The organism is Companilactobacillus bobalius (assembly GCF_002179915.1).
GTDB classification, from domain to species: Bacteria; Bacillota; Bacilli; order Lactobacillales; family Lactobacillaceae; genus Companilactobacillus; species Companilactobacillus bobalius.
The window spans coordinates 338,621-357,698 of sequence record NZ_MYFM01000002.1 but is presented as its reverse complement, the minus strand read 5'-3'; the positions used below and the strand labels follow the sequence as shown (position 1 = coordinate 357,698).

21 protein-coding genes, 1 other RNA gene and 1 riboswitch are annotated in these 19,078 nt (G+C 35.4%); of the genes, 2 read left to right on the top strand and 20 right to left on the bottom strand.

The window, feature by feature from the left end:
• Nucleotide 1: 1 nt before the first annotated feature.
• A complete protein-coding gene (locus LKACC16343_RS04855) occupies nt 2-652 on the bottom strand; it encodes a redox-sensing transcriptional repressor Rex (RefSeq protein ID WP_056954569.1) in 651 nt (216 codons plus the stop codon).
• 136 nt (nt 653-788) lie between these two features.
• Between LKACC16343_RS04855 and LKACC16343_RS04850 the strand changes: the two genes are divergently transcribed.
• Nucleotides 789-2,699: an ABC-F family ATP-binding cassette domain-containing protein gene (locus tag LKACC16343_RS04850; protein WP_056954568.1), complete on the top strand. Its 1,911-nt coding sequence runs from the start codon at nt 789-791 to the stop codon at nt 2,697-2,699.
• A 151-nt stretch (nt 2,700-2,850) separates the two neighbouring features.
• Complete coding sequence (locus LKACC16343_RS04845) at nt 2,851-3,702, top strand: DUF368 domain-containing protein (protein ID WP_056954688.1); 852 nt, start codon at nt 2,851-2,853, stop codon at nt 3,700-3,702.
• Nucleotides 3,703-3,754: 52 nt separating this feature from the next.
• Here LKACC16343_RS04845 and LKACC16343_RS04840 read toward each other — a convergent pair whose 3' ends face one another.
• From LKACC16343_RS04840 to LKACC16343_RS04750, 19 genes are all read right to left on the bottom strand, one after another.
• On the bottom strand, nt 3,755-6,199 hold the full coding sequence (locus tag LKACC16343_RS04840; protein WP_056954566.1) for an L-type lectin family protein: 2,445 nt from the start codon (nt 6,197-6,199) through the stop codon (nt 3,755-3,757).
• A gap of 194 nt (nt 6,200-6,393) precedes the next feature.
• Nucleotides 6,394-7,086, bottom strand: a complete 693-nt coding sequence (locus LKACC16343_RS04835; protein WP_056954564.1) for a hypothetical protein — start codon at nt 7,084-7,086, stop codon at nt 6,394-6,396.
• Between the two features lie 131 nt (nt 7,087-7,217).
• Complete coding sequence (gene tsaD, locus LKACC16343_RS04830; RefSeq protein WP_056954562.1) at nt 7,218-8,240, bottom strand: tRNA (adenosine(37)-N6)-threonylcarbamoyltransferase complex transferase subunit TsaD; 1,023 nt, start codon at nt 8,238-8,240, stop codon at nt 7,218-7,220.
• A gap of 11 nt (nt 8,241-8,251) precedes the next feature.
• Nucleotides 8,252-8,794, bottom strand: coding sequence for a ribosomal protein S18-alanine N-acetyltransferase (gene rimI, locus LKACC16343_RS04825; protein WP_056954560.1), 543 nt, complete (start codon nt 8,792-8,794; stop codon nt 8,252-8,254).
• Entirely contained in the window at nt 8,769-9,494 is a 726-nt protein-coding gene (gene tsaB / locus LKACC16343_RS04820) for a tRNA (adenosine(37)-N6)-threonylcarbamoyltransferase complex dimerization subunit type 1 TsaB (protein WP_056954558.1), read from the bottom strand. The genes rimI and tsaB overlap by 26 nt, the downstream gene beginning before the upstream one ends.
• A 65-nt stretch (nt 9,495-9,559) precedes the next feature.
• On the bottom strand, nt 9,560-10,084 hold the full coding sequence (locus LKACC16343_RS04815) for a folate family ECF transporter S component (protein ID WP_056954556.1): 525 nt from the start codon (nt 10,082-10,084) through the stop codon (nt 9,560-9,562).
• Nucleotides 10,085-10,136: 52 nt separating this feature from the next.
• Nucleotides 10,137-10,232, bottom strand: a riboswitch (THF riboswitch).
• A gap of 396 nt (nt 10,233-10,628) precedes the next feature.
• The gene (locus LKACC16343_RS04810) at nt 10,629-11,372 is read right to left on the bottom strand and encodes an acyl-[acyl-carrier-protein] thioesterase (protein ID WP_056954554.1); all 744 of its coding nucleotides are present in this window, start codon (nt 11,370-11,372) and stop codon (nt 10,629-10,631) included.
• Entirely contained in the window at nt 11,372-12,244 is an 873-nt protein-coding gene (rsmI, locus tag LKACC16343_RS04805; protein WP_056954552.1) for a 16S rRNA (cytidine(1402)-2'-O)-methyltransferase, read from the bottom strand. The genes LKACC16343_RS04810 and rsmI overlap by 1 nt, the downstream gene beginning before the upstream one ends.
• Nucleotides 12,245-12,262: 18 nt before the next feature.
• Nucleotides 12,263-12,625, bottom strand: a complete 363-nt coding sequence (locus LKACC16343_RS04800) for a DNA replication initiation control protein YabA (RefSeq protein ID WP_025085108.1) — start codon at nt 12,623-12,625, stop codon at nt 12,263-12,265.
• Nucleotides 12,626-12,636: 11 nt separating this feature from the next.
• Nucleotides 12,637-13,590 (bottom strand): DNA polymerase III subunit delta', encoded by a 954-nt coding sequence (locus LKACC16343_RS04795; RefSeq protein ID WP_056954549.1) that lies wholly within the window; start codon nt 13,588-13,590, stop codon nt 12,637-12,639.
• Nucleotides 13,591-13,592: 2 nt separating this feature from the next.
• A complete protein-coding gene (locus tag LKACC16343_RS04790) occupies nt 13,593-13,919 on the bottom strand; it encodes a cyclic-di-AMP receptor (protein WP_056954547.1) in 327 nt (108 codons plus the stop codon).
• Nucleotides 13,920-13,921: 2 nt separating this feature from the next.
• On the bottom strand, nt 13,922-14,572 hold the full coding sequence (tmk, locus tag LKACC16343_RS04785) for a dTMP kinase (protein WP_056954544.1): 651 nt from the start codon (nt 14,570-14,572) through the stop codon (nt 13,922-13,924).
• Between the two features lie 474 nt (nt 14,573-15,046).
• Nucleotides 15,047-15,334 (bottom strand): YaaL family protein, encoded by a 288-nt coding sequence (locus LKACC16343_RS04780; protein WP_056954543.1) that lies wholly within the window; start codon nt 15,332-15,334, stop codon nt 15,047-15,049.
• Nucleotide 15,335: 1 nt separating this feature from the next.
• Nucleotides 15,336-15,935: a recombination mediator RecR gene (recR, locus tag LKACC16343_RS04775; protein ID WP_056954542.1), complete on the bottom strand. Its 600-nt coding sequence runs from the start codon at nt 15,933-15,935 to the stop codon at nt 15,336-15,338.
• Entirely contained in the window at nt 15,935-16,243 is a 309-nt protein-coding gene (locus LKACC16343_RS04770) for a YbaB/EbfC family nucleoid-associated protein (RefSeq protein WP_025085114.1), read from the bottom strand. Before LKACC16343_RS04770 ends, recR begins: the two co-directional genes overlap by 1 nt.
• Nucleotides 16,244-16,276: 33 nt before the next feature.
• Nucleotides 16,277-18,001, bottom strand: coding sequence for a DNA polymerase III subunit gamma/tau (dnaX, locus tag LKACC16343_RS04765; protein ID WP_056954539.1), 1,725 nt, complete (start codon nt 17,999-18,001; stop codon nt 16,277-16,279).
• 126 nt (nt 18,002-18,127) lie between these two features.
• Nucleotides 18,128-18,228, bottom strand: an RNA gene (gene ffs / locus LKACC16343_RS04760) — signal recognition particle sRNA small type.
• A gap of 36 nt (nt 18,229-18,264) precedes the next feature.
• Nucleotides 18,265-18,741, bottom strand: coding sequence for a nucleoside deaminase (locus LKACC16343_RS04755; protein WP_056954537.1), 477 nt, complete (start codon nt 18,739-18,741; stop codon nt 18,265-18,267).
• Between the two features lies 1 nt (nt 18,742).
• Nucleotides 18,743-19,057: a hypothetical protein gene (locus LKACC16343_RS04750; protein WP_056954535.1), complete on the bottom strand. Its 315-nt coding sequence runs from the start codon at nt 19,055-19,057 to the stop codon at nt 18,743-18,745.
• Nucleotides 19,058-19,078 lie beyond the last annotated feature (21 nt).

The following is a 19,078-nucleotide window of genomic DNA, read 5'->3' as shown; positions in this document are numbered from 1 at the left end:
ATTATTCTTGCTCTTCTTTCATTGACTTATCACGATCTAAGAAGAAAATCAGAGTCTGCAATTCATTAGCCAAATCAACATAATGAACACGGATACTGCTTGGAACATTGATAATTACTGGTGTAAAGTTCAGGATACCTCTAACTCCAGCATCAGCCAATAAGTCAGCAGTTGTTTGAGCTGCATTCGAAGAAACAGTCAAGATACAGACATCGATTTGTTGCAAATGAAGTTGTTCCTTTAGTTCAGATATATCATAAACGGGAACACCACTCTTAACTGTGCCAACAATTTCCTTATTAATATCAAAAGCTGCTGCAATTCGAACATTATTAGTCCGAGAAAAGTTATAATTTAGTAAGGCGTTACCTAAATTACCTACACCAACTAGGGCTACGTTAGTACGCTTATCTTGATTCAAGAGCTTTTTAAAGAAAGCCACTAAATCGTTTACATCGTAGCCATAACCACGTTTTCCAAGTGCTCCTAGATATGAGAAGTCACGTCTTATTGTAGCACTATCTATCTTGACCCCTTCTGATAATTCTCCAGAAGAGATCTTTTTTGTACCTTCATCTTTTAAAAATTGAAAATACCGATAATAAATTGGTAAACGCTTTATTGTTGCGTTTGGAACAGTTGTTTTTGTCATAATTTACCACCATATGTGTGTCATTTCACTAACATTTATAGTAAATAAAAATCGACAAAAACGCAATACGTTAAACCTATAAAGACATAATTTATTGAATAATGATAAAATTGTGAATATATAAAGGAGTTTGAAATTGATTTTATTACAAGCACAGAACATTACAAAGAATTTTGGTACTAAAAGGCTATTCTCTAACGTTAGCTTTGAAGTACAGGATAATAGTAGAATTGGTCTAGTCGGCCGAAACGGTGTCGGCAAATCAACTATGCTCAAAATTATTTCTGATCAAGAAAGTTATAATAGTGGAAATATTGCTCTGAAAAAGGATACAAATATCGGTTACCTTGCTCAGGACTCCGGTTTGAATAGTGAAAATAAAATTTTTGACGAGATGGAACACGTTTTTGATTATCTAAAGGAACAAGAAAAAAAGATGCACACTTTAGAAGAAAAAATTGCTGACCCCAATGTTCAAGATTACGACAACATTTTGAAGCAATATGATCAATTGCAAAATACCTTCCGTCAAGAAAATGGTTACGGCTATCAATCAGAGATTCGCAGTGTCCTCAAGGGATTCGGATTCGATGAGGATGTTTGGCAAGCACAAATATCAACCCTTTCTGGTGGTGAACGTTCACGCTTGGCTATGGCTAAAATGCTCTTGGAACATCACGATATTTTACTTTTGGATGAGCCCACAAATCATTTGGACATCAATACAGTTGAATGGCTTGAAGGTTATCTCAAAAATTACCGTGGCGCACTAGTCATCATTTCCCATGACCAATACTTTTTGGACAAAGTCGTTACTGAAATTGTTGAGATCAATCATCACTCATCAACTCATTATTCTGGTAATTACTCTTTCTATTTACAAGAAAAGAAAAAAAATCAAGAAGTAGCCTGGAAACATTATGAAGAGCAACAGGCTGAAATTAAGAAGACTGAAGAGTATATCCAAAAGAATATTGTCCGTGCTTCCACTACCAAGATGGCTCAAAGTCGTCGTAAGAAGTTGGAACATATGGATGTCTTGGATCGTCCTGACAGTGATCAAGGCTCAGTTCATTTTAAATTTCAAATTGATAAGGAAAGTGGCAATGACGTATTACTCGTCAAAGATGCCGCTATCGGTTATGAAGACCAAATTATGTCCGAACCTATCAATTTAGATGTCAAAAAGGGTGAACGTGTTGGTATTATCGGACCAAACGGTATCGGTAAATCAACTTTTCTTAAATCTATCTTGGGACAAATCCCAATGATCAAGGGAACATCTCAGTTTGGTGCCAATGTTCAAGTTGGTTACTACGATCAGAATTTGAAAAATCTTGATCCAAAAAAAGATGTTCTTCATGAAATTTGGGATATCTATCCTCGTTTAGATGAACAAGTAATTCGTAATATGTTGGGAGCTTTCCTTTTCAGTGGTGACGACGTACTCAAACCTGTTGCTGGATTATCTGGTGGTGAAAAGGCTCGTTTAACTTTGACAAAATTAGCTATGGAACACGATAACTTCTTAATCATGGATGAACCTACTAACCACTTGGATATTGACAGTAAGGAAGTTCTTGAAGATGCCTTGAAGAATTTCGAAGGAACTGTCCTCTTCGTTTCCCATGACCGTTACCTATTGAATACTCTAGCTGATCGTATCGTTGACATTGGCGAACATGGTAGCAAGATCTATCTTGGTGATTACGATTATTACTTGGAGAAAACGACTGATCATTCAACTGAAGAAGCACAAACAACTTCTAATGTCAGCGAAAAGAAAGTTCAGTATCAACAATCTAAGGAACAACAAAAACAAGAACGTAAATTACGTCGTCAAGTTGAAGACTTAGAGAAACAAATTGCTGAACTAGAAGACAAAAATACTGCTATTCAAAAAGAAATGACTAAAGATGAGAATCTAACTTCTTATAGCAAGTTGGCCGATCTTCAAAAAGAACTTGATGAAAACAAACAGCAACAAGATAAAGTTGAAGAAGAATGGACCGAAAAATCTATTGAACTAGAAGATTTTTCTGATTAGAAAATAATTTGATTTAGTAAAGAAAAACGGCCTCTATTAAGAAATTCAAGTAAGGAAAGATATATCTTGAATACTTAATAAGACTGTTTTTTTGTTGCTCAGCTTCTCCAAATTTGATAACTTAATTTATAAAGAATATTTCCAAGGGAGCATAACCATAAAACAAGAAAATTTCTTAATCAGATTCTTTAAGGGAGTCATCATCGCTTTAGGTTTCATCTTACCAGGAGTTTCCGGTGGTGTTTTAGCCGCCATCATGGGTATCTATGAACGAATGTTAAGTTTTATGGCCCACGTACGTCAAAACTTCAAACGTGACTTTCTCTATTTCTTACCTATCGGAATTGGTGGCATTGTTGGAATAGGCATTTTATCCAAACCTCTTGACTATCTTTTGCAAAACTATCAAGTAATCGTCCTCTGGGGTTTTGCTGGAACAATCATTGGAACTTTACCAACCCTATTCAAGGAATCGACATCCCAAATACCACGAAATAAATATGACATTACTTGGTTCTTAGCCAGCTTTGTCGGCGGAGGAATTTTTCTCTTCTTCATGAGTGAAATTTTCGGCACCATCCCAGCTAACTTCTTTGGATTCGTTATTGCGGGTATCCTAATTGCTTTGGGTGTCTTAGTACCTGGATTAAGCCCTTCAAATCTACTGATAATTTTGGGACTATATACACCAATGTTAAAAGGTTTTAAAACCTTTGACCCCTTAGTCTTCATCCCTATTGCAATTGGTGGTGTGATTTCATTATTGACCTTCTCCAAAGCTATGGAAAAATTAATTCAACAGCATCATTCAAAGGTTTATCATTTCATCTTAGGCATCGTCTTGGCTAGTACTGTTTTAATCCTGATTCCTAATCCATATACAAATGACGGAATTTCTTACGTTGGAACAACTGGCCTTGATATTGCTCTAAGTCTAGTTTTCTTCATTATTGGTTGCTTATTAGCACTCTGGATGAGTAATTTAGAAGATCGTTACAAGTAAAATTACAAAAAAATACTGCCAATAGATTTTTAAATCTATCGACAGTATTTTTTTATAGTGTTTCACTCAACGTCCATTTAATTTCGCCTGTATAATCGCCTGCAAGGTTAGGAAAGCCATTCTTCAGTAGAATACCGTCATCCTCACTCCAAGTGTCTGTAACGTCCGTATTTTGGATTTCACCGCTATTAATAGTATCTTGTTGAGCAATTAATGTATTATCACTCAAAGGTTGGGCATTTGAATTTTTATCGATAAAGTATAGTGGTTCAAAATAACTATTATCCTTTTCACTAAACAAACCAGTTGACTGGGCCGACAATTTCCATTTATATCCGGTACTGTTAACATTGATATCCCAATTACCGGAACGTTTGACATACTCACCGATTTTAGAACCAGCATTGATTGTTTGGAAACGATAATTGTTGACCGCTAACTGTAAATTCTTTTCTGATTTGATTTTAACCTGATATTCCAAAGTATTGGAAATACGATCTTTGGAGTCTGATAGTTTCAACTTGAATGTATAAGTCTTACCAGCTTCCAGACCGTTCAAGGTATAAGGAACGTCATATGTTCCCGTTTTTGCACCTTTATCAACCTCAATATCACCTTTTTGTACCCCAGGGAGTTTATTACCATCTTGATCGTAAACTTCCAAATTGCTCAATAATTCCTCACCATCAAAGGTTGAACCCTTCAGATAAGAAATATTACCTTGAAAATGAGCTTCATCGCCTAACTCTAATTCTTGTGACAGGGAATTAGTATTTTCAATATGTAAAATTTCATTATCGACAACGAAGTCAGGACTCATCGTATCACCTGTATAACTATCAGCTTGATAACTAGTGTTAATTCCTGACACGTTTGTTGTTATTGGAGTAGAACTTTCCGGACCTTTAACGATTCCATAAACCTCAATATTAGAATTATCTCCAATCGCATTCATCGATGGAATCTTTACGTCAAAACCTTTTACAGTTTTATAACTTGGTGGATCACTCTCATACTTGCCTGGGATTGTTATTGTGACATCTTTTAAATCGGATTTATTGATTTCTTGTGTTTTAGTAGTTCCATCTTCATCTTGATAAGTCATCTTACCAATGACACCATTCTCGTCACCATTGTACTCAACATACTCTGGTAATCCAACTGTAGCTGTAATTTCACCAGAATCGGAAATACCACCACTGTAAGACAATTTTTGTTCCAATTTAATTTCATCACCATCACTAGTATGCAATTCTTTAGTACTACCTAAAGTCTTACTACTATTCTTTGTAATATCAGTAATCTGTGAAGTCCCCTTCATATCAACAATTGAAGGCATTTTTTCAATAACCATATCTAAGTCAGCAATCGATGACTTTGGAGAACCTGTTGAGGCAGTGAATCCCCAGCGAACCTTCTTGTCGTCATTAGTTCCTACCAGCTTAGAAATATCGATACTAAAAGTTTTACTATCCTGTGAAGTCTGCATCTTATCCGTACCATCAGGGAACTTATCATTAATTAAATACGATAGTCGAGCTGTAGTCCCTGTTGTTGGTGGTGTATAAGTGATTTTAAGATGACGCCAACCATTACGTGGATCTTGCGTTTCTGAGTTAGCAACCTCAAGACCATCGTAACCAGTGAAGTAAGAGTTATTTTGAACTGGACCACGATGCGTCAAATTGTAAAAGTAATTATTTGTAAAAATACCATAGCTATTTTCCATATAAGTAGCGGTATCCCCCGGATAATTCCAAGCAATATGTTTTTCTCTCAATTGGTTCATAACAATATTACCGGCATTGGACATTGAAAAACCATCAAAATCCAAGTAATCATTGACTGAATTAAAAGTGGATCCAGCAGTATTATTTAAATAACGGTCAAATTCAATAGCTACACTCTTTTGAATGCCATCGGAAGCACCAGAAAGTTTTGTTGTGGTAGTTTTGTTGTCTGGAGTTCCACCACCCCAAACCCCCAAAGTCTCACCAGCAGTGGGGGCACCATTGCTACGAGAAATAGCTTGATCACCTAAATCATCATTTTGAAGTACAAAAGCAAATCCATCATAACCATCAATTTTACTTCCTCCATAAAACCAAACTGAAATTTCTTGTGACTTACTCAAATCAAAATAATTATAAGTTTTATTACCGTTACTATCTTTGACGGTTCCCCAAAAAGAACCAATCTGTTGCTTCTGCGTACTTGATCCATCCAACAATTGAATGATATCAGTCGAATCATTATTAGAATCACCCGCACGAATTATCTTATTAGAACTTTTAAAAGCTGTAGTATTGTTTGTTTTCGTATTCGTATAGTATTCTGGAGCCGTAATAAAATCATTCAGCTTCATACCTTTAGGCGCATGCTCATATACACTAGTCCTATCTGGAACTGAATAAGCCTGAACCGTAGTAGTTTTAAGCAATTGAATGAACGGCAAAAGAAATATAATCAAATAAAGAAATCTTATACGTTTCTTCATAAGACCAACCTCCTTGTCAAACATTAATATTTTATCTATGTAAAAATATTATATAATATAGCATTATTTTATATATATCATTTTCAACTAATTTTATTATCAAATATTAATTTTTATCAATAAATATAGCATTCTTGATTAGGGCAAAAAAAATAAGTTATCAATTTAATTAACTTTGAATTGATAACTTATTTTTATCTTTGTAAATATTTATTTTTTATCTTATAAGAGGTTTCGTCGATGGCTTTAATCGCATCTGAATATTTACTCTCAAATGCCAAAGTTGTTTTAAGACTACTGTTTTTGAAGCCCAATAATTTTTGATAATGTAATACTTCTTTTTGAGTAAACTCAGTTCCCGACATCAATCCCAAGATAGGAAATTCCTGTGTCTCTTGAGCTACAAAGTGCATGATATTGCAAAAATCAATTTCATCATTCATCGAACTATTTACGGCATATTGATTCAAAGATCTGTCTTTAATTTGAAAATCATTGACATGTTCCATGCCGCTTTGCCAAGCCAGATTCCAAATTTTATTTTTAAGATCATATTTAACTTGATACCAAGATTCATCTTCCATTGTGGCAAACACATCATGATCTGATTCAAAGACTAATACCAAGTAGTTGTAAATCTTGAAATCTGAAGAAACAGATAAGTTGGTGAATGGAATAAATAAATGGTCGATGTCGATTCCTGCATCAAGCATCTTCAATCTCTCAATAATATGCATTTTTAAATCAGTTGAAGTTTCATTTTCAGCCGGATCAAATTCAAAACTAGGAATTTCAAAAGTGCCATTGTTAGTGGCTTTCGTATAAATCCCATCAGTACTCTTATCATACTTTAGCAGCACATATGAAATAACCGTTCTATTTTCCATCAATTACACCTCTCATCTTTTTTACCACAATTTTCTAGATTTATTAATCCCTTTTTACAAATAATTAGTATTATTTGCAATTTGTATATAAAAATACCTCTATAGTCAATGTTCAACTTAGAGGTATCCATTTATTCCATATCAAAATCTAAGCTAGGATCAGCATTCAAATCTAATTCAGCAAAATCACCTTTATCATATTGAATCTGAGCCATTGCACCGATCATAGCGGCATTGTCACCACAAAGTCTTAATGGTGGGAAAACTAATTCCATATCCATATGACGTTTTTCGATTTCTTCAGCCAAACGTTTACGTAAGCCTTGATTAGCGGAGACACCTCCACCGACAATCAATTGCTTAACTGGATGTTGTTTCAAAGCTCTAAATATCTTATTGCTCAAAATATCCAGGACGGCACCTTGGAAGCTGGCAGCCAAATCATCTTTATTCAACTGTTCATGAACTTGATCAGCGTGATGAACACGATTGATGAAGGCACTCTTCAATCCACTGAAACTGAAGTCCAAGTTATCTTCTTGTACCATTGCTCTTGGAAAATTGAAAGTATCCTTACCTTTAGCAGCCATCTGATCAACTTTTTTACCAGCTGGATAATTAATTCCTAAGATACGGCCGATTTTATCATAAGCTTCACCAACAGCATCATCCCTAGTATCACCAAGGGTGTGGAAAACTCCAGGAGCTGTGACTAAAACAATCTCCGTATGTCCACCAGAAACTAACAAGGACATGAATGGATATTGTAGGTCAGTCACGAAATTAGCTGAATAAATGTGTCCAGCTAAATGGTTAACTTTGATCAAAGGTAGATTGTGTGCAAATGCTACTGTTTTAGCAGCCATGATTCCAATCAACAATGAACCGACTAAGCCAGGACCATAAGTTACGGCTACAGCATCGAGATCACTATAACCAACTTTTGCCTCGTCCAAAGCCATATTGATACAACGAGTTACTTCTTCAACGTGATGACGGCTAGCAACTTCTGGTACTACTCCACCAAAACGTTGATGACTCTTTATTTGTGTTGCAATAATATTTGATAAGATTTCTTTACCATTTTTAATAATAGCGACTGAAGTTTCATCACAACTACTTTCAAATGACATTATTAACGTATCTTTTTCCACAATGTTCTCCCCTACAAATCAACCATCATTTCTAAAGCATCGTGATGATTTCTAAAATAATACTTTTTGTGCACCGTTTTTACCTTAAAGCCAAAAGCTTCATATAAGGCAATTGCAGCATCATTAGTTACATCAACCTCTAATGACATTTTTTCGAATTCACGTTTGCGACAATATGCAAAAGCCTGATTCAATAATAAATGTCCAATACCTAAATTCTGATAATCACTGTTAACCGCCAAATTAGTGATATGTGATTCTGTCCTATCACTCAGTGAAATACCGATAAAAGCTACGACACCAGTCTCATTAACCAATGACAAATAGAGCGCATTCTTATTACCAATTTCCATTTCAACGATATCAATTGGCCATGGTACCGGAATTGGATAAATTGTTTCTTGAATTCGCATATATTCAATCGAATCATCTGGAATAGCCTTTCTTAAGGTAAATTCCTGTCCATCGATCGTAACTAATTGTTTTTCAAAATCAAATTTTTCCTTCTTATTATTAGATAAGATATTTTTAAACTTCTTCAACATAGGAAACATTTTTGTCTTCCTTATTACCTTTAGCGTACCAATCATGTTCCGCCTGAGTTAAACGCAAGTATGTCGGGATAAAATTATCAATATCCTTAACAGCTCTAGTTGTCTCTGCAATTTTAGCCAACTTGCCAGCATCTGGCAATGAATCTTCACTCATAACTATTGTTGCTTCAGGAAATTGTTTTTGAATTAATTCTTGTAATCTAGGCGTAGCGTTAATGAACTCCAATTCATTAGGCTCATATTGTTTTAATGTTTCAAATAGATTGGCCATTGAAGTGTGATGATCCGCAACAACAGTTAATAATCTGCCATCACGATTTGTTACATAAACACCAGCAAAAGCATTATCATTTCTGGCATCCATTAAAGGAACCAAGAGATGTTTTTTGTCACCATTTGCAGCTAAGAGTTTCAAACTAGAAACTCCTACTAATTTTTTATTTAAAGTATCAGCTAAAGTTTTAGCTACTGTCACAGCAATTCTTACACCTGTGTAGGAACCTGGACCTTTGGCAACAGCAATCAAGTCGATATCAGCCATTGTAAGCCCTGCTTCTTGCAACCCATTTTGAATATCAGGTAGTAAGGAAACACTGTGCGTTTTCTTCTCAGTTGACTCTATGTGTGCTAAAACTTTGCCATCCACAACTACTGCAACGGATAACGGTTTATTTGATGTATCAAATGCTAATATTTTCATTACGTTTATCCCTCATTCTTAATAGAATTATTTTAACACATAATTTTAAACAAAAAAAAATCGACCTATCGGTCGATTCTATTAAATTTCGAATTATCTATCCATCTCAATACGATGAAAAGAAGACCAGTTTGATAAACCAAACTAAATGCCTCTTTCGCAATCCTTGGTACTAACAACGTCAGATAAGGTACATTGGTCATCATGTGAATCCACAAAGTATTAAGTCCAGTATTAACAATTACCGTAATCAATAAGACCGTGATAAATGTTCTTAAAACTGTAACCTTGTGATTGTGTAACATGTAACCATAAATCACTCCAGATACTAAAGCAGTTAAAGTGAAACCTAAGAAGAAACTGCCTCCCGTTGCCATAATCGTATGACTGATAATATCTGCTAAAACATTAGCAATTCCAGCCTTTACGGGACCAAAGTAATATCCCAACAATCCAACAGCAATGAAGCTAAACCCTACCTGCATCATGTTGCTACCAATCGACAACTTTGACAATACCATTTGCAATGCTATTAACAAAGCCATCCACGTAATTCCTTGAACACTAACGACTTTCGTTCTACTGTTCATAATCGACATCTCCCAACGGAGCTGCCACAGAATATAAAAGAGACATATATAAAGTGGCGAATGCGGAAACAAGATCGCGAGAAAATCTCTTCGTCCGATGTTCACATTCCGTTCCATCGGCACTTAACGCCTTGAATCCTACCCCAAATATTTTTGAATACTTAAATATGGTAGCACAATAAAATAACTATACAAGTAATTGGTTTTTGGATAAGGTTTTGCTAAGGATGTCGCCCTCCGCAACAAGCACTATTGCTCTGGAACACGGAACTATATAATAAAAATCATTTTCTCGTCAATATTAAAATCCGCAAAATAAAAAATCAGAACACTATCTAATCCGGAGCAAGAATTGGGAATGCGTTCAGCTATGAAATTATTGTTATCGGCTTTGCCGATTACAATAAGGCCGACTTCGGAGATCCATTATTTTGCACGAAGTGTAAAATGATTAGCTCCGAATCGCGCCCATAGCGTTCCAATGCATTCCCAATCCTTGTGGAGGATGGCATCAAATGCTAACTAAACTAAAGAACCACTATCCCTATTTATCTTCCCATCCTAATTGAGCAATAACATTCAAAGTATCACCATTCTTTATCCAATGAGTTGATGTGTGGTTTTCTGAATCTACTTTAGCGAATGACAATGGTTCGCTTTCCAAATTAAGTTCTTTTTCATACTTAATGTCCATACTCTTCAAATGATGACTGGCAATATAATCTGTATCTAATGTATCTACCATCCAATCAAAATAGTAAGAGTTATTAACATGTTTATTAACATCGATATTATAGTAACCAATATGTTGTGGTTGTTTGAAATCATAATCTTCTGGCACACGTAAACGAGCAAATCTCTGAATTCGATTAACTTCTTCAGCACCAAATTTATTTTCCAAACGATCTGCAGCACTAACAATCTTACGCTCTTTAATGTCGATCAAAACAAAAGCACTTTGGGCTTTAACCATGACATTGCCGTCCATATCTTCAATCCAGAAATCACGATAGAAAAAGTACTTATTGTAGCTTGTTGCTTGTGTAGTAACTTTTAATTTCTGGCCTAAACGTGGCATCTGATTGATATCCATATGATATTGAACAACTACCCATCCTAAGCCATTGTTCATAACCATCTCTGTACTATCAGCATCAGCTTGGTGTAATTGTTTTTCGGAAGTTAGTAACATAATGTCGATCAAAGCTGATAAACGAATATCACCTGTAAAATTGGCAAAATAATATGGTACTTCTACTTCCATTGAATATGTTTCTCTATCTGTCACTATTCTTCTTCTCCAATTCCATGATAAAGGTTATACACAGTTTGTTTCTTCAAACCGTTGTCGGCGGCTACTTCTTTGATAGCCTTATTAGGTTTCTTACCATGGTCAATCAAGTTATCCACCGCTGCTACTAAGTCAGCATCTGAACTAACTTCTGTCTGATCAGCTGGTTTTCCTGCAATTATTAAGACATACTCACCTTTAGGATCGTTTTCTTCATAATATTGAGCCACATCTTGTAAACTACCACGCAAAAAAGCTTCATGTATTTTAGTTAATTCACGGGCCAAAGTTATCCGGCGCTCTGGACCAAATTTAGCAATCAAATCTTGGATTGTCTTCTTTACTCGATATGGTGACTCATAAACAATCGTTGTTTCACTACGATTAGCTAAATCTACTAAAGCTTCAGTTCTTTCTCTTCCTTTACGAGGCAAAAAGCCAAAGAAATAAAATGGCTGTGGTTCTATACCAGAAGCTATTAGCGCCGTTATTGAAGCTGTCGCACCTGGTAGTGGGACTACCGGAATTTCTTCCTTAATGGCAGCTTTAACTAGTTCCTTGCCCGGATCACTGATTGATGGAGCTCCAGCATCACTAACTTGAGCAATTTTGAGACCAGAATTCATTTTTTCAATTAATTCAGGAATTCTTTGAGCAGTATTATGCTCATGAAAACTTATTAATTCTGTCGGTATTTCAAAATGATTTAATAAATTTTTAGTATTACGCGTATCCTCAGCTGCTACTAAATCTGCTTCCTTTAAAGTGTTAACAGCTCGAAAAGTCATGTCTTCTAAATTACCAATGGGCGTTGGCACTAAAAAAAGGCAGCCCTTCGAATTATCAACAAAACTCCTTTGTTCCTTCATTCAAATAGCTCCCCTTACTTAAATCTTTTTAACTTTTTTATTCTTTTTCCAGTTAGTTCCGTACAAAACATTCATGCAGAAAAGACATTCCTCGTCATTATCGCGGTGTGAACCGTAATATTGTTGGCAAACATGGAATCCTTTGCGATATAGCTTTTCCAAATTCAATCGCGAACCAGATAACGTGTTACCATTAAAATCCTTTTCCTCGTAGCCAACCTTTTCTAAATGTTTGCGAAGATTTTGGTTTTCCAACTTAATCTCTTCGTTTTTTTCCAAAGTATCGGATAGTTCCTCTTTTAGCAAAGAAACCTTTTTACTTATATCATTTAGTTGATTTGTGATTGTTTCAAATTCATCATATAAATCTTTCTCTGCCATGATTTCACCTACTAATCCACAAATTTTAATGACAAATCTTCTAAAATTGCTTGAAACGATACATTACTTTTCCACATCTGTTCGGCTGTGAATAAGTCATCAGACATCTTTACAATTTTTTTGATCCCTTTATTTGAGAGTAAATCTTGCGTCGTTAATGTTGATTTTTCTAAATTGTACCTAATTGATAATATATCACTAAACATTTGATTCAACATGTCGAAAACCAAATGTTGCTGATTTTTATTCTCTACTAAAGGCATGATATCAGTCTGAATGTCGATAAAACTATTTATTTTTTGTTTATTGATTTCTTTTAACCAATTCGTAATTGCGGTTAATAACGATTGGTACTTATCAGCTGTAATACTTTCCAAATATTTAATATCGGTGACTTTCAAGGCATTTTCAGCTTGTTCTTTTTTGAATCCTTCGTTGATTAAACTTTCGATTTCTTCTTCATTACTCTTATTCGACAAATGAAAAATCTGTACACGTGATTGAATCGTTGGTAAAAGTTGTTTTGCAGAATCAGCCAATAAAATAATCATCAGATTACCTTCTGGTTCTTCAATTGTTTTTAACAAGTTATTACTAGCTGCGTTCGTCATCTTCTCAGCTTCATCGATAATCAAGATTCGTCTTTTTCCTTGTGTCGCCGTCATATTAGCTTCTTTTTTAAAGAATTTAATATCATCGACACCAATACTCTGCTTCTCAGTTTCCACTTCCAAAACATCGGGGTTATCCCCAAGGGCAATTGTACGACATTTTTGACAAGTCTGATCAGGGGCGCCATCTTGAAGATTCTCACAGAATTGACTCTGGGCTAACCAAATAGCCATCTGCTGTCTAACTTTGGAAGAAGCACTATCGATTAAATACGCATGTGACAACATATTAGAAGAAATAATTTTTTGAAATTCTTGAACAACTTTAGGCTGCTCAGTTTGTAAACTCTCCATTTTTAGAATCTCACAAATTTATCAACTGGCAAAATGAAGCAAGTAGCACCGCCAACTTGTACTTCAATAGGCTCGGACAAACTCGAAGCTGCTTCTGGCATTAAAAATGTTGGTGTAACGTATTGAGAACGTGTGTGACAATTCTTCTTGATAATTGCTAAGACATCATCAACCTTCTCTTCTTCAACACCAATAATAAAGGTACAATTACCAGCTTTCAAGAAACCACCAGTAGATGGTAATTGGGTAGCTCTAAAGCCGCCCTTAACAAGCTTTTCTTGTAGTTGTTGACTATCTTTGTCTTGAATGATGGCTAAAATTAATTTCATTGTTATTCTCCTTTAGTAAAAATATTAGGAAATCTTTGCACAATAATTTCAACAGCATCCTGAACCACTTTATCAGGTGCTTGGGCTGCATCAACAGTCTTGATACGTTCAGTATTATCTTTGACAATCTCTTTGTAAGAATCATAGACACGCTCGTGGAAACTCATAGCAGCCTTCTCCAAACGATCCATTTGTCCGGCATGATCTTTCTTGATTCGAGCTAATCCTACATCGGGAGTCACGTCAAAGTAAATTGTTAAATCTGGTAAGTGCCCTTCAATCGCAAAATTGTTAATATCAGCGACTTCTTTAGTACCGATTTGACGGCCTCCGCCTTGATAAGCAATTGAACTGTCAACAAATCTATCACTCAACATAATTTTACCCTCAGATAAGGTTGGTAAAATTACATCGATTAAATGTTGACGTCTAGCTGCTGCATATAATAGTGCTTCTGTTCTGGCATCCATCTCTTCATCATGAATATCCAAAATGATTTTTCTGATTTTTTCAGAAATTTGACTACCACCGGGTTCCCTAGATAAGACAATCTCCTTATCGGTTTTGGCCTGCAATAGTGGCATAATTTTTTTCAGAGCTGTCGTCTTACCAGCCCCATCTGGTCCTTCAAACGAAATAAATATTCCTGACATATAATCTCTCCTAGATGATTACTACTATTTTACTTGAAATTGGAAATAAATGAAACTTCCTAAGATATTATTCTAAGAGATTAAGTATGACGTCCTCCACAACAAGCTCGATTGGTCTGGACCGAATCCTATTCTATTTAATCATCTGTTTTTCTAATATTTAAAGTAAAAAAATAACAGTATCTATTCAGAAACTCCATACGTATATTTTATACGCACTAACGGAATTCTAAATAAATACTGTTTTTTATTTTAAGTTAACTAAAACACTATCTAGTCTGGAGGAAAAATTGGAAATACCTTCAGCCATGAGATCATTGTTAATGGCTTTGCCATTTACAATGAGGCCGATCTTGGAGATCCATTATTTTACACAAAGTGTAAAATAATTAGCTTCAAGTCGCGCCCATGGCGTTCCAAGGTATTCCCAATTTTTATGGAAGACGGAAATTAAGCACAATCCGCCTTAACTAATTACCAGTGTTTTTCAGCACGACTAGGTTGCTTCAAAAATGTATCCTCGTCTCCGAAAATAATATTTGTTGTAGCCTTAGCTTTAGCTTTTCTTCTTCTTGCTTCTAGATACAAGAATTGATACTTCAACTGATCAAGTTTTAACCTGATTCTTGTCGTATCATCGATATCAACCGAATTGTTCATCATTCTTTGTGTATTACCAATTCTTTGTTGAATCTGATGAATATTATCTAAGAGGCGATCATCTTCCATTTTCTGGACAGATATTTTTTTTCTACCAAACATGTTAAATCTCCCTGCGACCTAGAACCGCACTCTTCAAAGTCATTTCATCCGCGTATTCAATATCAGATCCAACAGCTAATCCATGTGCTAATCTAGTTACTTTTATTCCTGCTGGCTTAACTAATTTGGCTAAATATTGAGCAGTTGCTTCTCCTTCTGGCGTCGCATTAGTTGCAATAATTAATTCTTTAACATTCTGATTAGTCTTTAAGCGATTCAGCAACAACTTAATATTCAAATCTTCTGGGCCAACTCCATCGACTGGCGATAAGACCCCTCCTAGAACGTGATACAAGCCATTATAACCATTCATATCATCCAAAGACATAATATCTTTAGCTTGTTCAACGACTAAAATAACTGACTGATCACGACTCTTATCACTACATATATTACAAATATCCTCAGTAGTAATATTTCCACAAATTTTACAACTCTTCAAATCTGTCTTTGCGGAAATTAAATTATCAGCAAACTCTTGCACTTGGTCTTTGTCCATTCCAAGTGTAAAGAATGCCATTCTGGTTGCAGTTTTGCGACCAATTCCTGGTAACATCATATAACTATCAATTAATTTTGATATTGGTTCTGGATATTTCATTACATCAACCCGTTTGTGTATTTACCTAATTTAGCTTCTTTATCATTATCAACGGCTTCGAAGGCATTATTCAAAGCATCGATCAACATATCTTGCAAAGTGTCTGGATCATCTGGATCAATGATCTTTTCACTGATTGTCATATCAGCAATCTTCTTATCACCAGTTACTTTAACTGTGACAAAATCATCAACTGACTTACCTGTATATTCTGTTTTGTTAAGTTCTTCAGTTGTTGCTTGAACTTCTTTTTGCATCTTTTGGGCTTGGCGCATAATGTTGGCCATGTTGCCACCCATTCCACCCATATTTGGCATACCTTTACTCATAAATAATTCCTCCTAGTCATTTTTTATATCAACTATATCGTCACCAAATAATTTTACAGCTTCATCAACGGTGGGATCAGTTTTCTTTTTTGGTTCTTGCTTTGATTCTACATTGCCTTGATTGTTTAAATCAATATTATTATTAATATATTCTTTGCGAATCTTTGGCCAATCAGCTTTAGGAACTAAAACAATTTGAGAATCCTTCTTCATCAAACGACTAACATTGTTTTCTAATTCCTTTAAAAACTCTGAATCATCTTGAGCCTGTTCAAACCACATCTCATAATCAAAAGCTACTACAACACCTTCTGACGATGCAGCCACAGGTTCTGCGACTTTCATCATAGCACGTTGAGTTATGGAAAGCATACTCATTAGGTCAGGCCAAATTTCTTTAGCAGCCATTAGATCTTTTTTAGTTGCACTACCCAAAACTTTATAGATAGCTGTCTTGTTCAAACGAGCATTCGTATTAGCCCGACGACGAGTTTTCTTAGGTTCTGCTTTCTTGACCACAGTCCCTGTCGAAAGGTCTTTTACTTCATTTTGTAAATGTGAAACTTCATCTCTCAACTTATCTAATTCAGCACTGCCAACCTGATTATCATTAGTCTCACTGGTTGCTGCCGGCGCTGCACTCTGTTGAGCAATTTTTGGTTCACTGATTTTAACGGTCAAAATTTCCATATAAATATCAGTTTGATTCGAGTTTTTCAAATTCTTTTGCGTTGCACTGACTTGATCAACAATATAAAACAGACGTGAATTATCAAATTTATCTGAGATAGCCAATAATTCATCGGTCATTACTGACTTATCCATCTTACTAGACAAATCCGAATCAGAATTATACAAAATAAGATTTCGACAAACGCGAATAATCATTTCTGTAAAACGTAACGCTGAACGTCCACTAGCTAAAATCTGATACAAATTAGTTAAAGCTTCGGCTGGATTATTTTCAGCGATAGCTGTCATATAGGAAACAATCTGTTCATTACTCAAAGCACCCGTTACTTCTTGGGCGTTCTTCAAGGTTAATTCATCATCACCATATGACAAAGCCTGATCCAAAATACTCAAAGCATCACGCATTCCACCTTCAGCGGAAGCAGCGATAATGTTCAAAGCTTCTTCATCATATTTGATATTCTTATCATTTAAAATAAATTCCATTCGTTTCAAAATATCCTGACGTGAAATACGACGGAAATTGAAACTCTGTGTTCTAGAAATAATTGTTGCAGGAATCTTTTGTGGTTCAGTTGTAGCCAAAATGAACATGACATTAGCCGGTGGTTCTTCCAAAGTCTTCAATAAAGCATTGAAGGCACCTTGTGAAAGCATATGAACTTCATCGATAATGTAAACTTTAAACTTGGCTTCGGTTGGTGCGTATTTTACTTTGTCTCTAATATCACGGATCTCTTCAACACCATTGTTTGAAGCCGCATCAATTTCAATTACATCATTCAAACGGTTTTCATTTGCAGCTTTGCAAATTTCACATTCATTGCACGGTTCGCCATCATGTGGATTAAGGCAATTCACCGCTTTGGCTAAAATTTTGGCACAAGATGTTTTACCAGTACCACGTGGACCACTGAACAAATAAGCATGACTAGTCATCTGACTAGCAACCGCATTGCGCAGTGTCTGAGTAATAACATCTTGGCCGATTACATCAGAAAAAGTTTGGGGACGCCAAACTCGATAAAGTGCTTGATATGCCATTTTAACTCCTTTAAAAATCTAATATGTAAATTTTACCACAAGATTTTTGACAAATACTGCTTGGAAAAAAATTACATCATATTTCAAAATAGCCACAAAAAAACTCCTAACCAAATTGGTTAGGAGGCTTATATGCATAACAAAAGGCACATGACACACCCTGCTTAGTGCTGCTTCCTTCCGGATCTGACACAGTTCACAAGAGCATCATTGCCCTAAGGCCTTGCGGCAATAACTATCATACTATAAATAATAGTTTTTTTCTACTTTTTGCGGCGAATTTCTCTAAAGAAATTTCTTAAAAGATCCCCAGCTTCTTGTTCCTTAATACCACTGAGAACCTCTGGTTGATGATTATATCTAGTCTCCGCCAGTAAATTATTAATTGAACCAACTGATCCAGCCTTGGGATCACTAGCACCAAAAATAACCTCTTCAATACGGCTATTAATAATAGCACCGGCACACATTGGACATGGTTCCAAAGTCACAAATAAACTCGTGTGCTCCAAACGCCAACTACCTACTTTTGCACAGGCCGCTTCAATCGCAATAATCTCCGCGTGTTTAATAGCATTTTGAGTTTCCTCACGTTCATTTGAGCCTACTGAAATCACTTCACCAGTTTGATTATCAACGATAATACAACCAATCGGAACTTCTTTACGTTCACCGGCTTTTTTAGCTTCATCTAAAGCTAGATCCATGTAATTATTTATTTTTTCTTCTGAAAATATCATATTAATTGAGTAATTGAGTTACTTTCTTTTCCAAATATTCTGGAATTGCTGGTGATTTCAACTTTAACTGATCTCTTTGTTTTTGAATTGAGTCCAAAATTTCAACTAATTCTCTAACTTGACTATCAGATAAAGTCCCAACAAATTCCAGTAGTTTTTCGTTGCCATGTAGATATTTATCAACCAAGGACTCTAATTTCTTACGGTCTTGTTTGACAGCCTTATCTTTCATAAAATGATTCAATTTACGTACTGCAAAAAATGATCCCGCTGAAACGGCGGATAATATCGTCAAAATAATTAATTTCTTCTTCATATGTAAACGCCTCCAACACAA